Origin of the sequence: Streptomyces sp. NBC_00045 (assembly GCF_045041095.1) — a bacterium.
Taxonomy (GTDB): domain Bacteria; phylum Actinomycetota; class Actinomycetes; order Streptomycetales; family Streptomycetaceae; genus Streptomyces.
This window is the reverse complement of record NZ_CP108272.1, coordinates 1-13,976: the sequence shown is the minus strand read 5'-3', so window position 1 is coordinate 13,976 and position 13,976 is coordinate 1. Positions and strand designations below refer to the sequence as shown.

The window sequence follows — 13,976 nt, the reverse complement described above, 5'->3', positions numbered from 1 at the left end:
ACGGGGGAACCTCAGGTCGACAGTGGAGCGCGGTCAGGTCGTGGAGGCCCGGATGGCCCTCAAGCGGCTCCCTGCCGACCTCGGGGAGTAGCCATGGATGTCAGTGGTGAGCCGGCCTGGCTCCCGCCTGACCTGGACCGGCTACGGACAGTGGAAACGGTCTTGTCCGTGCTCCTCGCGAAGACCCGCGAGCGGATCGCCGTGCTCGAGCAGGCTAAGCGCGTCCGCCCAGACGCCGCCCGACGCCAGGCACCGGTCGTGGAATGGGTCATCCAGTACGGCATCAGCGCCCAGCACCGGCCCGAACTCGTGCACACCGGCGACTGCCGTATGGCCTCCGGCCGCTCGAAGCCTGCCACTCGCCGCCAGGCCCTGGAGACTCTGCAGAACACCCAGGCACGTGCATGCGAAATCTGCCGGGCCGACTCCGCCTCGGACTCCTGGACCTCTGACCAACGGCACCGGCGCACGGATGCGATCACCCTGCCTGCCAGCGGGACGTCTTGTGCCCCAGGCTCCCGATCATGGACATCAAGCACCTGCCGCCCATCGGGACGGCCGTCTCGGGCGGCTGCTGCCGTCTGGGTGTACCTCGGTGCCGCGTCTGCCCGGGGGTGCGAGCCTGGAGGGAGGGGGTTGAGCCTGGAGGTTGCGATGCGGCCGGTCTGGAGCGGCGCGATCAGCTTTGGCCTGGTCACTTCCCTGTGAGGTTCCCCCGAGATGCGGGGATGAGTGACGGATGGTCAGATGGGTCTCGCGAGAGGAGCCCAGACGATGCCCGCACCGAGGAAGTACCCGTTGGAGTTGCGTGAGCGTGCGGTACGGATGTATCGGACCGCCGAGCCGAAGCCCGTGATCCGCCGCATGGCCGAGGATCTCGGCGTGCACCACGAGGCCCTGCGTAACTGGATCCGGCAGGCCGAGGCCGACGCCGGCGAGCGAGGAGACCTGCTCACCACCGCCGAGCGCGAGGAACTGGCCGCCCTGCGGAAGGAGAATGTCCAGCTCAAGCGGGCGAACGAGGTCCTGCGGACGGCCTCGGCTTTTTTCGCGGCCCAGCTCGACCCGACCCGGCCCAGGTGACGGCGCTCGTCGACGAGCACCCGCACCTGGGGGTCGAGCCCGTACTCCGGGAACTGAACATCCCCTCCACCACCTACTACCGTTGGCGCCAGGCCGAGACCGAGCCGTGCGAACGGCACCGTCGGGACGCCGAGCTGACCAGCAGGATCCGTCAGGTCCACGACGAGTCCGGCGGGATCTACGGCTCACCCCGCGTGCACGCCGTCCTCAAGCGCGAGGGCACGCGCGTCGGCCGCAAGCGCGTCGAACGGCTCATGCGCCAGGCCGGCCTCGCCGGGATCAGCCCTCGCCGGAGCAAGAGCTTCACCCGACGCGACCCGGACGCGGATCTGGCCCCTGACCTGGTGCAACGCGAGTTCACCGCGAGCGGGCCGAACCGGCTGTGGGTCACCGACCTGACCATGATCACGACGCTGGAGGGCCCGCTGTGGCTCTCCGCGATCCGCGACGCGTTCTCCCGCCGGGTGGTGGCCTGGGAAACCTCTGCCCGCGCGGACGCGGACCTGGTCCTGACCATCCTGGAGTACGCCCTGGCCAGCCGCGAAGCCACCCCCGGCGAGCTCATTCACCATGCGGACCACGGCTGTCAATACACATCCGTGAAGCTCACGACACGCCTGGTCAGGGCAGGGATCCAGGCATCCATGGGCTCGGTCGGCGACTCGTTCGACAACGCCCTCGCGGAGAACCTGTGGATGCTGATCAAGACCGAGGGCGTCCGCGGCCGCGTCTTCGCCACCCGGGCCGAGGCGAACCTCGCGCTCTTCGAGTACATCGACGGTTTCTACAACCCCCGCCGCATCCAGAAACGGCTCGGCTACCTCAGCCCGATCGAGTACGAGGAGAAGCACTACGCCGACCAGGCAGCAGCCGAACAAGTGAACCTGACACCACGTCAACCCGCCCTGGCCAGCTAGTCAACCGCTCCCGCACAGCGGGGGAACCTCATCCAAGGCTTACTACGTCCGCCCGGCGACCAGCTATAGCCACACCTTTCTCACTGCCTCCAACACCTGGCGCACCACCCGCACCGACAACAGCTACGACGACTACGGCATGCAGACGCAGACCTCGTCGAGCGGTGACACGGCCAACGAAGGCGACGAGACTTGCACCCGCACCTGGTACGCCCGCAACGCAGGCAAGGGCCTCATCAGCCTGACCTCGCGCACTCGCACCGTCGGGGCCCTCTGTTCCGTCACCGATGACAAGCTCAGTCTGCCGGCCGACTCGGCCACCCGGGGCGACGTCCTCGCCGACACGGCCACGGTGTACGACGACACCTCTGCCACCGCCTGGAGCGCCAACCAGACGCCGACCCTGGGCCTGTCCACGTGGACTGGCCGCGCCCAGTCATACCCGGCAGCAAGCGGCGCCGGTGACCGGGACCCGGCGGGCAGTGCGGGTTGGCAGACCGTCAGCAAGATTATTTACGACACGGACACCACAAAACTCGGCCGACCGTTGACCGCCACCGACGCGGCCGGTAACACGACGACGACCAGCTATACGCCCGCTGCGGCTGGCCCGCTGCAAGTCACCGTGACCTCCGCTCCGAAGCTCACCTCCAACGGCCAGCAGCACAAGTCGTACGCCTACGTGGACCTGCGCGGGTCTGTCGTGCGCTCCATCGACGCCAACATGGCCTCGACCTACAACACCTACGACGCACTCGGCCGCGCAAAGGAGACCTGGCTCCCCAACCGGGCCCAGTCCCAGTCTCCGAACGTCAAGTACGACTACCTCATCGCCCGCGGCAAGCAGCCGTGGACCTCGGTCGGCACCCTCGCTGCCGACGGAACGTACAAGACGGTCTACACGATCGCCGACGCCCTGCTGCGCTCCCTCCAGACGCAGTCCCCGTCACCGAACGGCGGCCGGATCCTGACCGATACCCGCTACGACTCGCGCGGCCTGGCCTACGAGACGTACGCCGACATCTGGGACAAGGACAAGGCGCCCGAAGGTACCTACGTCCGAACCGAGTACGGCAGCACCCCGCTGCAGAGCCAGACCGTCTTCGACGGTCTCGGCCGCGCGACAAGCAACACCCAGCTGGTCTACGGAGTACAGAAGTGGTCGACCAGCACCAGCTACACCGGTGACTCAACCGCCACCACTGCCGTCCAAGGCGGCACCGCGACACGTACGATCATCGATGCCCTCGGCCGGACCACGGAGACTCGCACCTATGGCGGGACGACGCCGGTCGACCCCGCGTACGGGGGCGCCGCGCCAGGTACGCCGTACACCAGCGTGATGTACACATACACCCGTGACGGAAAGCCAGCGACGGCCACAGGCCCCGACAGCTCGAAGTGGACGTACGGTTACGACCTCTTCGGCCGACCCGTCACCAGCACCGACCCAGACAAGGGTAAGGCCACCACGACGTACACGGCCCTGGACCAGATCGCGACCACGAAGGACGCGCGCAGTACGGTACTCGAGTACGGCTACGACGAACTCGGCCGCAAGACTGGTCTGTGGAAGTCTCCGAAGTCCGATGCGAACAAGCTGGCGGCGTGGACATACGACAGCGTCCGCAAGGGTTCCGTGACCGACGCCATCCGCTAGGAAGGTGGTCTGGGCGGCAAGGCGTACACGAAGTCCGTCACCGCATACGACACCCTGGGCCGTCCCGCAACGACCCGCCTCACCCTCCCGTCCGACGACCCGCTTGTCACCTCGGGAGCCATCGCCGCAACCACCGACCAGACGGCGAGCTACCGACTGGACGGGACCCCGAACACGGTGGGTGCGCCAGCAGCCGGCGGCCTGCCGTCCGAGATCGTGCAGGTGCACTACAACGACTTCGGCCTCCCGAAGGCGCTGTCCGGCACCACCGCCTACGTTCAGAACGTGTCTTACTCTCCACTCGGCGATGTCGAGCAGCTCACCCTGGCCCGCTCAGGGGCTGAGGGAGTCCGAAAGACGTTCATCGGGAACACCTACGAGGAGGGAACCCGGCGCCTACTGCGGTCCACGGTCAACGATCAGACCCACACCGGCATGCTCCAGGACCTGACCTACATGTACGACCAGGCCGGCAACGTCCTGTCGATCTTCGACGCGGCCCCGCAGAGCGGCTTCACCCAGGCAGACAACCAGTGCTTCTCCTACGACGGCCAGCGCCGCGTGACCGACGCCTGGACCCCGAAGGCCGCGGACTGCTCCACGGCCGGCCGCACCACCGCCAACCTGGGCGGCGCAGCCCCGTACTGGAACAGCTACACCTACACCGCATCGGGCCAGCGGGCCACGGAGAAGACCAACACCGGCACCGCACAGACTCGCACCTACTGTTACGACAAGACTCGCCCTCATGCCCTGGCGGCCACCACCACCGGCGCCACCTGCACCGGCGTCACGCCGCAGTACGCCTACGACGCCAACGGCAACACCACCACGCGCGCCGAAACCCCGGGCAGCGCCATTGCCCAGGCCCTCGCATGGGGAGCGGAGGGCAAGCTCGCACAGGTCACGGAAGGCGCCATCGCGACTGACTACATATACGACGCGGACGGGCAGCTCTTGATCCGACGCAACCCGGCCGGCGAAACGATTCTGTATACCGGCTCCACGGAGGTTCACCTCAAGGCCGCCCACAAGTGGGCGACGCGCTCCTACAGAATTTCCGGAATCAAGATCGCGGTGCTGACCAACGAATCCAGCACCACCAAACTGTCCTACGTGGCAGGCGACGCCCACGGGACTTCGTCGCTGGCGGTGTCAGCCGACGACACTCAGACGGTATCCAAGCGGTACACCACTCCATTTGGTGCCCGGCGTGAACCAGTAGCGGCGAACTGGCCCGACGACAAGCGCTTCCTGGACATGCCGGAGGATACGAGCACGGGCCTGACCCACATCAGCGCACGCGAGTATGATGCCGCGCTTGGCCAGTTCATCAGTGTTGACCCGCTCTTGAGTCTGGACCTTCACCAGTCCCTCAACGGATACAGCTACGCCAATAACAATCCCGCCACCTATTCCGATCCCACCGGCCAGCGGGAAACCTGCGGCGCCTACGGCAACTCGTGCTACGAGCAGGACTACAACAACGACGGCACTGACAACAACGATGGTGACCGGAACACCACTGGTGACGACGACGGGTCCTACGATCGCGCCAACAACTCGATGCACGGTGGTACGGAGAGAGGTGGTCAGTCCGCTCGGTGGAACGTGGGCAAGGGGCCGGACCGTGGAATCATCATGATTCGATACTATATTCACACCTATGGTGCAATGGAGATCATCCCCGGTCATCCCTCGCTCCTCGGCGACAACCGTGGACCGACCCTCGACCCGAGCGCTGCGTACCGCATGGTGCTCTTCTGGGACACGGCCACAGGCGAGGTCATCTTCAATGTGGCCCCGTCCCACACCATGCCAAGTAGTAGGGAGACCATCGTGTCCCATCAGACGGGCTCGAAGACGGTCGGTGGTCCGTCGGAGATGGTCCCAGCGAATCCGATCCTGCTCAATCACAGCGCTTTCCGTACGTTGACCGGAAAGAACGTAGTCCAGACTAATGACTCCGACTCGGATGCTCTCAATATGAGCGTGCATGGAGTTCAGCCATTGCTGTCAGTGGGAGCAGTCGACAATCGTCTGGCCGTCGAGGCCAGCGAGAAGTCCGTGCGGGTAAGCCGTTCCGACAATGCATATCCAGACATGGAAGTGGTGCAATACCGAAAGAATCATTCAGTGCGGTGGATTGCGCACGACAGCATGGCTCACACCAGTGGATATGACGCCCCTGATGGACTTGGGGGTGTCCTTTTCAAGGAGCTTGATCACCGGACCTGGGTCAACGGCGCCTGCGTGAAGAGCTGTTGAAGGAAGGGAAGAAATGAGTACGGCGAGGTGGCTGCGCATTTCCCTGCAGCGCTATGTCCTGACCGTCCTGCTTGGATGGGCAGTTGCGGTGGCGCTGCTCCCCAGGGGCGAGGACTCCTTCGGTGAGATGTTTTCTCTGGGTATGCAAATGGCGCTGATTGGGGTTCCGCTCCTTACGATCGCGACCATGTTCGTGATCACCTTGTTGGCGGGTAGGCGGTTCGAGCCGCAGACTGGCAGTGTCCAGGGGATCCGCGGCGGGTGGATGGTCGTGCTTCCGCTGATCCCGCTGCTGCCCATGGGCATGCTCATGCCGATTTCGTACCTGATCATGGTGGGTACGCAGCTCATCTATGGGTCTTGGGTGCTGCCCTGCCAGGATGCCCGCGATACAGCGGACGTCCTCCGTTCGCTCGCTGACCCGGCGGTCCCTGCTGAGGAGCGGGTCCGGATAGCCCAGGCGGTCGGCGGTGTCCACTCCAGGTTGGTTGTGGAAGCCCTGGTAGATGCCGCGACCGACGAGGCGCCGGAGGTTGCTCAAGCCTCGCTGGAGACTCTATGCACCATCTGGCAGCGTGATGGAGTCGTCAGTGAGGACTTGCTACTGAAGCTACAGCCGCAGGCCCAGGACCAGGTTCGTGCCCTGGGAGTCAGGGTTCGCAGCCCCTGGTGAGGTAGCGCGCGGCTCTAGCACACCCCAGCCTGGCCCTTCCGAGTCTTCGAAGGGCCAGGCTGTGCCGGTTCCCTATGGGTCCTCATACCCGCTCAGAGAGTGGGCCGGCTGTGAATGGGTAAGCAGGCCGGACTGGTTGGGCGTTAGCCGGGTCCGCGTGGTCGTCCCTGCTCTCACCGCATAGTGATGCTGATCTTGGCTGCCACTGCGTGACCAAGCTGCTGTCATGAGGTGGCTAGCACGGTGGTGGGTGGCTGTCATGGGGTTGCCCATTCCTGTGTGCGGCTAGCCGGGGCAGGGGTGTGCTGGTGGGTATGGACGTGGATGGTCGGTTGGCGCGGGGTGTGGTGGTGCGTCGGTTGTTGGCGGTGGATCAGGGGCCGGGGTCGGTGTCGTCGCTGCATGTGCAGGTGATGGCTGAAGCCGCTGGGGTGTCGGTGAGGACGGTGTGGCGGTGGCTGTCGGAAGCGCGTGAGGGTCGGCTGGAGCCCGCGGTGCGGCAGGACAGGTTCACTCTGGACGATGGGCAGTGGCAGGTTCTGGCGGAGGTGGGCGGGAATGTCGCGGCGTTGCACCGGTGGCTGACGGCCGATGGTTCGTCCTCGGCCGGGGGCACGCCGTCGTTGGGGACGTTGCATCGTGCAGTGCAACGGGATCTGCGGGCGGGGCGGGTCTTGGAGGTGGCTCGGCCGTCACGGAACCGGGTCGAGGTCGGCCGCTATGACCGGGTACTGGCGGAGCTGAAGCTTGAAAGGGCGGGTGAGGGCCTGCCGGTGGTCGACGCGGATCCGGTAGTTCCGGCTGGTGCCGTGTCTGAAGAGGACGCTGCGCCGCCGTCGCGGGGTGGGGTGCGGTTGTTTGTGCCGGGTGCCCGGGTGGTGTCGACGGCCGGGACGGCTGCGGTGGTGGAGGCGGTGGGGCACACGGTGGCGGCGCGTGGGGTTGGGTGTGTGTTCGGGGAGCCGGGGGTGGGGAAGACGGTGGCGGTGCAGCAGGCGCTGCATCTGCTGCCTGACCGGGTGCCTGTGTGGCGGGCGGTGGTCGGGGTGAAGCCGGGCCTGCCGCAGATGCGAGCTTCGCTGCTGGACGCGATGGGGCTGGCGGCGGGTTCTCTCTCGCACCGTGCGCAGCCGGCGGACCGCGCTCTCGGGGAGGCGCTGCGCCGGCCGGGGGTGATGTTCCTCGATGACGCGCAGCGCTTGTCTCCGCCGTTGCTGGATTACCTGCGCCTGTTGTGGGACGAGCCGAGTACGGCAGCAGCGCTGGTGCTGTGTGGGGCGGGCGCGGAGCGGGTGATTGCTCGGGCGCCGGCGTTGCGGTCGCGGGTGCTGACCTGGCACCAGGTCCCCGGGCTGGACCAGGAGCGGCTCGCGGAGACGCTGGCGATGTTCCATGACGTGTGGGAGGGCGTCGATCCGGCGGAGGTGGAGTGGGCGGATGCGACGGTGGCGCGGGGGAACTTCCGTACCTGGGCGAAGATCACTTCCCACGTCTACGCCTTGTCCAAGCGAGGCCGGGACGTACGCGTGGACCGTGCGTTGATCGAGCAGGCCTGTGCCCGGCTGGGCCCCTACCCGTAACAGCGGGCGGTACGGGATCGGAAAGGGAGACCAAGACCGGCGGCAGGGAGCGGTTTCGTGATCAGTTCATCCGAGGTGGGGGAGTCGGCACCACTGGACGTGCCAGGACCAATACCTGAGCTTCAGGGTCCGGCGCTCGCGGCGTTGCGCGGTCCTGCTGTGCAGCGGTTGCTGCGGCTTCGGAGCCAGGGAAGGCTGTCGCGGGGACACGTGCGCCTGGCAGGGGAGTGTCTGGGGGTGTCGGAGCGGACGGTGTGGCGGTGGCTCGCGCAGGCCGAAGCCGAGCCCGGCGAAGGGGCCGGTCCGGGTGCCAGGTCGATGGATCGGTTCGAGGTGACGTCGGAGATACGGGTGCTGCTGGCGTACTGGCGGGGCAACGCGTCCGCGGTTCACCGGCAGCTGGTGGCTCGCGCCCGTACGGCGGCCGGTGAGCCGGCCATCGCGGTTCCCGGAGGTGCGCCGATGGAGGCGGTGCCCTTGCTGGATCCGGTCCCGTCGTTGTCGACGTTCCTGCGCGCGGTGCGCCGTGATCTGACCGCGGGCGAACGCGCGGGTCTGGGCCGGGGTTCGGAGGCGGCCCGGGCCCACGATGTGTTCGGACGTCGCCCGAGGCTGTGGCGGAATCACACGTGGGAGGCCGATCACGTCCAGGCGCCGCTCCTGGTCGACGCAGACGGGCAGCTGGTGCGCCCGTGGGTGACGTGGTTCATCGACGTCGCGACGAAGACCATCACCGGTACCGCGGTCACCCCTGGCCATCCGTCGCGGGCCTCGATCCTTGCCGCCCTGCGCGCGGCCGTGCTGCGCACCGGCCCGTACGGGCCAGCGGGAGGCATACCCGAGCACGTACGCGTCGACCGCGGCCGGGACTTCCTGTCGAAGACGGTACTGGGCGCGTTCACCGACCTGGATACCCAGTTCGAGGATCTGCCTGCCTACAGCCCGCATCTGAAGGGGACTGTGGAGAACCTCAATCGGTGTGCGGACCGCATGCTTTTCGCGGTCCTGCCCGGCTACACGCTTAACCCCGGGCCCCGGCATGCCAAGAAGAAGCCTGGCCTCGCCGAGCCGGTGCCACTGACCTTCGCCGAGTTCACCGCCGAGGTCTTGGACTGGGCGCGTTGGTGGAACACCGAGCACCGCCCCGCCGGCCTGGCCGGCCGGACCCCTCTTGAGGCCTGGCAGGCCGATCCCACGCCGCTCTCGGACATCTCCGAGGCCGCGTTGTGGGGGTTGATGCTGGAGGACGACGGCAGGGTGCGGAAGCTGAGCAGTCACGGGGTGCGCTGGCGCGGCCGGGACTACGTGGGTGCGTGGATGGCCGGCCAGGCAGGCCGCAGTGTCCGGATCCGGCACATGCCCCACCACGATCACGAGATCGAGGTGTGCGACCTTGCCGGCCGCCATCTCGGTACCGCCCACCTTGCCGACGCCGCGACCCCCGAACAGCTCGACGAACTGCGCCGCACCCGCACCGCGCGGGCCCGCCGCCTGCGCGAGGAGACGAAGAAGGCCGAGGCCCTGCGCCGGCAGCGCTTCGCCCCCGCCACCACGCCCACGCCCGCGCAACGCCTGGGTGCCGTCACGGCAGCCGAAGCCGATCAGGAACTCGCCGCGGCATCCGACAGCGACATGGCCGCCTTGGCCCTGCCAGACCTCATCCCTCACGCGCCGCCGCCCGACGACTGGAACACCCCAGCCACCCTGCGCCCCGCCGCCCGGGATGAGAAGCGATGACGAGCCAGCTACCGCGGCGGGAGACAGATCACTACACCCAGCTCGCGGACGCCGCGGTCGTCACGACCCGGGCGCTCCTGGCCGCGAGGGAGAACATCACCGACACGATCGACGCCAGGGCGATGATGTGTCTCCACGGCCCGGCAGGCGTGGGCAAGACCCTTGCCGCGAACGTCTGCCTGCGTGAGCTTGAGCGGATCCGTGGCGAGGAGGTCTGCCGGATCGCCTTCCGCGCCCGCCCCACCGCCCGCGCGGTGCGCCACGAGCTCTTCACCGCGCTCGGTCTGCCAGGCGAACCTCCGCGTCACCCATCCGAGTTCGACAGGCTGCTCCTGGACTCGCTGGCAGCCCAGCCTCGGACGCTGGTGGTCGACGAGGCCCAGTGGCTCAATCGAGAAACGTTCGAATATTTCCGGTTTGCCTGGGATAACCCCTACACCCAGATCGCGATCATCTTCGCCGGAGGAGAGGGCGCGCACAGCGTGCTGCGCAAGGAGCCGATGCTGTCCTCCCGCATCTTTATCTGGCAGCACATCACCAAGCTCACCATGGAGGAAGTCCGGCAGGTCATCCCGCTCTACCACCCGATCTGGGCGAAGACGGACCCCGCAGACATCGCCTTCGCCGACCGCCACGCAGCGCACGGCAACTTCCGCAACTGGGCCAGGCTCACGGCCCACACCCTCATCGGGCTCCAACGCACAGGCCGAGACCATCCGGACCAGGAAGTCCTTCGCTGGGCCTTCAGTAGACTGGGCAGTTGATCTGTGTGCTGTCCGAATACGGTGCCGGTCACCTGCGGGTAGCTGTCCTACCGGGCCCAGTCGACGCCGAGTTCGGCGAGGGCTGCGAGCTGCGTCTGATCGAGCCGGTCGCGGCGCTGTTTCTGGTTGGCGATCCATACCCCGGTCCGGTGCTTCCCGTCCGGGAGCTGCTCGACGTGAGCGCGCCCAGGCAGGCGACCTTCCCGTGCGACGTACTGCGCGAGGGCCTCCAGGCCTTTCTGGAACGCTGTGCCGCCCATGCCCGGCCCGGACGCCACGGCGGCCTTCGTGGGGGCTTTACGTGTCTGTGCGGCCTTCTTGACGCCCAGCTTGCCGAGCCTGCGCTGCTGCTCCTCGTTGAGCTTGCTGAAGTCGCGTCGTTGGGTGGTGAGCCAGCGTCCGACGTCTTCGCCGTGCAGGGTGACCCCGGGTACGACGTCGGCGAGCCGGGCGCCGCCCGTGAGGAGCTGGGTGAGGTAGGCGTAGTGGCGTTGCCAGTCGACCGTCCACCGCAGTTCGCGGGGGTTCCAGTCCGGATCGATCGCGGCGAGTTCCTGGGCCCGCCGACGTGCGCGGCCAAGGTCTTTCCCGAGCCCGCCGGGGCGCCGGATGTTCGTCAGCCACTGCCCGAGTGCCCGGTCCAGGGCGGTGGCGTGCCGTGGGGCGGCCAGGGTTCCGTGGAGTTCGTAGTAGGCGCGCGCGGCGGCGAGGTTCTGCTCGAAGGCGGCGTCGGCGGTGTCCCACACGATCCCCAGTTCTTCCAGCTCGGCCGCCCGTTCCCCGGTCATCTGCCCCGCCCGGTACGCGCGCCGCTGGTCGGAGAGCCACCGTCCGAGCGGGTACGTGCCCTCGGTGTGTTCGTAGGGCACGTCCAGGTGTTCCTCGCGCTGCCGGTAGCGGTACGCGGCTTCCGCGCCCCGCTTCCAGTCCTGGCGCTCGGTGTTGATGACGGTGTAGCTGATCCACTTCGCGATCAGCCCGGGGTCTCGGGGGGTCGCGAACCGGAGCAGCAGCCGGTCGTCCTCCGCGCCCTCGGCGGGCTCCGGACCGACCGGAAGCGACGGATCGACAACGCGTTTCCGGACCTCCTGTGGAATGGCGAGCATTTCCACGGCCTTTTCATCGTGCGCCCGAAGCCCTTCCAAAACCCGAATCAAAGGGCGGTACGAGTTCGAGGAAAGCATGTCCTCCGGCTTCTCATCCTCGGCCAAGAACACCGGAACGATCAGCGTCGCCATCTTGCCCTGCCCCGGCTGCTGCCGCAGGGCTCGGCCGATCGCCTGGACGATGTCCACAGCCGACCCCTTCGGGTCGATCAGGGCTACCGAGTCGGTCGCTCGGATATCGACTCCCTCACCGAGGACCCGGCAATTACTGAGCACGGCGCGCCCCGCCCGGCGCCCGAAGTCGGAGAGCACCGACTGCCGGTGGACGCCCTCGTGTTCCCCGCACAGCCACCCCGACCACACCCTCTCCGGGTGCCGGTCCGGGTCCACCTGATGCAGCCGCGCCGCGACCCGAGGCAGCCCGGCGGCGAAGGCCTCCGCCTCGACCGTCCGGTGGTGGAAGGTGATCGTCGTCTGCAGGCCGTGCGCGGCCATGGTCTCCAACAGCGCGGTCTGCGTCGCCGCGAGCCTCTGACCCCGCAGCTGCTCCTCGTACCGCTCCACGCCGATGAGCCGGGCCGGGGTGACGACGGGGTCGGTCAGCTCGGCGACGACGATCTGATACTTCGCCAAAAGACCCCGGGAGATGGCCGATGCAAGGGACAGTTCGTAGACGACGGGCCCGAACACGCTCTCGTCGTCCATCGAGCAGGCCAGCTCACGCGGCAGCCGGTCCCGTACCCGCCGGGTCCGACCGGGTGTCTCCTCGTCCACGACGGCGACCTGCGCCTCGTACAGCTCCTGCTCCGCCCGCGAGCGTGGAGGGTATTCCTTCCAGATCCTGGGGGTGGCGGTCATGTACAGCCGGCGCATGGCCGGGATGACCTCCTGGTGGTGGATGTCCGCCCACGCCTTACCGGCCGAGCCCGAAGTCCGGTGGGCTTCGTCGACGACGACCAGGTCGAAGACGTCCATCGGCAGCCCGTACGCGCCCTCGTGTGCCTCGGCCAGGACCGGCAGGGAGGCGTAGGTCGCGTAGACGGTCACGGGACCCCGGCCGTGCCACAGTCCGAGCTGCGGCGCCGACGTCGTCGCCCGCACCCCCAGGTCCCACAGGGTGGGGTCGTCCGCCAGCGAGCACACCGCCACCGCGGGCCCGGTGTGGCCGGCCAGCCGCCATTCCCGGGCCGTCTGCGTCAGCAGATCCAGTGTTGGCAGCAGCACCAACACCCGTCCGTGCCGGGCCAGACGAAGCGCCGCCGCAGCGGCGATGAACGTCTTCCCGGTCCCGCACGCGGCCACCACCGTCGCCCGCAGACCGGCCTCCGGAATCCGCTTCCCGGGCGGAATATCGAGCCCCCGGACAATCGCCTCCACCGCCTCCTCCTGGTGAGGACGCAGTACGATGTCACCAGACTTCTGCATTCGGCACTCCACTGAAAACGAAGCGGCGGGAAAACCCGACCAGGGGAGGAGGTAGAGGTTTTCTCGGGATCCTACACAGCTACACGCATCACATCCCGCATGATGCATACTGATGACTGTACCGCGAACGAGGTCCACCAGAGTCGTCCAGGACAACTCCGACTCCGGCGGGAGGAAGTGATCGGTAGGATCCGGGACATGATCAACCCTCTTTCGAAGCCTCCCGAGCGGGGGTACGTCATCGGCTCCCTGGCGCTGGCCACCCTGTTGATGGTCGGGTGATACGGCTTTCAACCCGTCCCCACCGATTGCGTCGTATATCACGGGTCGTACGTTCCTCTTGAGGGGAATGAACCCACCACGGAGCAGCTCAAAGAGCCTGAGAGACAGGCCTCCACAGCCGAAGGATGCCAACGGACGAGACCTGGGACACCTGGGGATCCTCGACCTGACAACCCCTGCCGGGATTCGACAGGAACACACTCCCCTTTCCAGCCCGCAGCCCGCGCAGCGGGCCGCCCTGAAGGCGAAGCCGGAAGGGCTCAGAGTGGGGGAGCGGAGCGGACCCACCCCAACGGGCCGAAGGCCCAGACCCCGTGAAACGGGGTCACCCCGGCTCGCGGAGCGAGCCGTTCGGGCGAAGCCCGAACCAGTCCGGAGCGAAGCGCAGGACACCGGCCCGAAGGGCCGGCCCTAGCTCGGCGAAGCCGAGCCCGCCGAGCGCAGCGAGGCGGTCTCTCTCCTACGCGCGCAGCGCGTAGGT

General features: G+C 67.6%; 10 protein-coding genes. 9 read left to right on the top strand and 1 reads right to left on the bottom strand.

Annotated features, from left to right (window positions below; all coding sequences use genetic code 11):
- Positions 1 to 93: 93 nt before the first annotated feature.
- The 9 genes from OHA65_RS36180 to OHA65_RS36140 all read left to right on the top strand — a co-directional run bounded on the left by OHA65_RS36180 (position 94) and on the right by OHA65_RS36140 (position 10,682).
- A complete protein-coding gene (locus OHA65_RS36180) occupies positions 94 to 708 on the top strand; it encodes a DUF6233 domain-containing protein (RefSeq protein WP_405763522.1) in 615 nt (204 codons plus the stop codon).
- Positions 709 to 774: 66 nt separating this feature from the next.
- Complete coding sequence (locus OHA65_RS36175) at positions 775 to 1,083, top strand: transposase (protein ID WP_327280916.1); 309 nt, start codon at positions 775 to 777, stop codon at positions 1,081 to 1,083.
- Positions 1,080 to 2,000, top strand: coding sequence for an IS3 family transposase (locus tag OHA65_RS36170; RefSeq protein ID WP_331736232.1), 921 nt, complete (start codon positions 1,080 to 1,082; stop codon positions 1,998 to 2,000). The genes OHA65_RS36175 and OHA65_RS36170 overlap by 4 nt, the downstream gene beginning before the upstream one ends.
- Before the next feature lie 139 nt (positions 2,001 to 2,139).
- On the top strand, positions 2,140 to 3,660 hold the full coding sequence (locus OHA65_RS36165) for a hypothetical protein (RefSeq protein WP_331736231.1): 1,521 nt from the start codon (positions 2,140 to 2,142) through the stop codon (positions 3,658 to 3,660).
- A 177-nt stretch (positions 3,661 to 3,837) separates the two neighbouring features.
- Positions 3,838 to 5,928, top strand: coding sequence for an RHS repeat-associated core domain-containing protein (locus tag OHA65_RS36160; RefSeq protein WP_331736230.1), 2,091 nt, complete (start codon positions 3,838 to 3,840; stop codon positions 5,926 to 5,928).
- 13 nt (positions 5,929 to 5,941) lie between these two features.
- Entirely contained in the window at positions 5,942 to 6,601 is a 660-nt protein-coding gene (locus OHA65_RS36155; RefSeq protein WP_329312100.1) for a hypothetical protein, read from the top strand.
- Between the two features lie 314 nt (positions 6,602 to 6,915).
- Positions 6,916 to 8,181, top strand: a complete 1,266-nt coding sequence (locus tag OHA65_RS36150; protein WP_331736229.1) for an ATP-binding protein — start codon at positions 6,916 to 6,918, stop codon at positions 8,179 to 8,181.
- 159 nt (positions 8,182 to 8,340) lie between these two features.
- On the top strand, positions 8,341 to 9,918 hold the full coding sequence (locus tag OHA65_RS36145) for a Mu transposase C-terminal domain-containing protein (protein ID WP_405763519.1): 1,578 nt from the start codon (positions 8,341 to 8,343) through the stop codon (positions 9,916 to 9,918).
- Positions 9,915 to 10,682 (top strand): ATP-binding protein, encoded by a 768-nt coding sequence (locus tag OHA65_RS36140; RefSeq protein ID WP_327286537.1) that lies wholly within the window; start codon positions 9,915 to 9,917, stop codon positions 10,680 to 10,682. The genes OHA65_RS36145 and OHA65_RS36140 overlap by 4 nt, the downstream gene beginning before the upstream one ends.
- A 47-nt stretch (positions 10,683 to 10,729) precedes the next feature.
- Here the strand turns inward: OHA65_RS36140 and OHA65_RS36135 are convergent, their stop codons facing one another.
- Positions 10,730 to 13,213: a Helicase associated domain protein gene (locus OHA65_RS36135; RefSeq protein WP_331736227.1), complete on the bottom strand. Its 2,484-nt coding sequence runs from the start codon at positions 13,211 to 13,213 to the stop codon at positions 10,730 to 10,732.
- Positions 13,214 to 13,976 lie beyond the last annotated feature (763 nt).

Excerpts from the sequence above, each read along its gene's own strand:
- OHA65_RS36180 (WP_405763522.1), top strand. The coding sequence starts at position 94 with ATGGATGTCAGTGGTGAGCCGGCCTGGCTCCCGCCTGACCTGGACCGG.
- OHA65_RS36175 (WP_327280916.1), top strand. The coding sequence starts at position 775 with ATGCCCGCACCGAGGAAGTACCCGTTGGAGTTGCGTGAGCGTGCGGTA.
- OHA65_RS36165 (WP_331736231.1), top strand. The coding sequence starts at position 2,140 with ATGCAGACGCAGACCTCGTCGAGCGGTGACACGGCCAACGAAGGCGAC.
- OHA65_RS36155 (WP_329312100.1), top strand. The coding sequence starts at position 5,942 with ATGAGTACGGCGAGGTGGCTGCGCATTTCCCTGCAGCGCTATGTCCTG.
- OHA65_RS36150 (WP_331736229.1), top strand. The coding sequence starts at position 6,916 with ATGGACGTGGATGGTCGGTTGGCGCGGGGTGTGGTGGTGCGTCGGTTG.
- OHA65_RS36140 (WP_327286537.1), top strand. The coding sequence starts at position 9,915 with ATGACGAGCCAGCTACCGCGGCGGGAGACAGATCACTACACCCAGCTC.
- OHA65_RS36135 (WP_331736227.1), bottom strand. The coding sequence starts at position 13,213 with ATGCAGAAGTCTGGTGACATCGTACTGCGTCCTCACCAGGAGGAGGCG.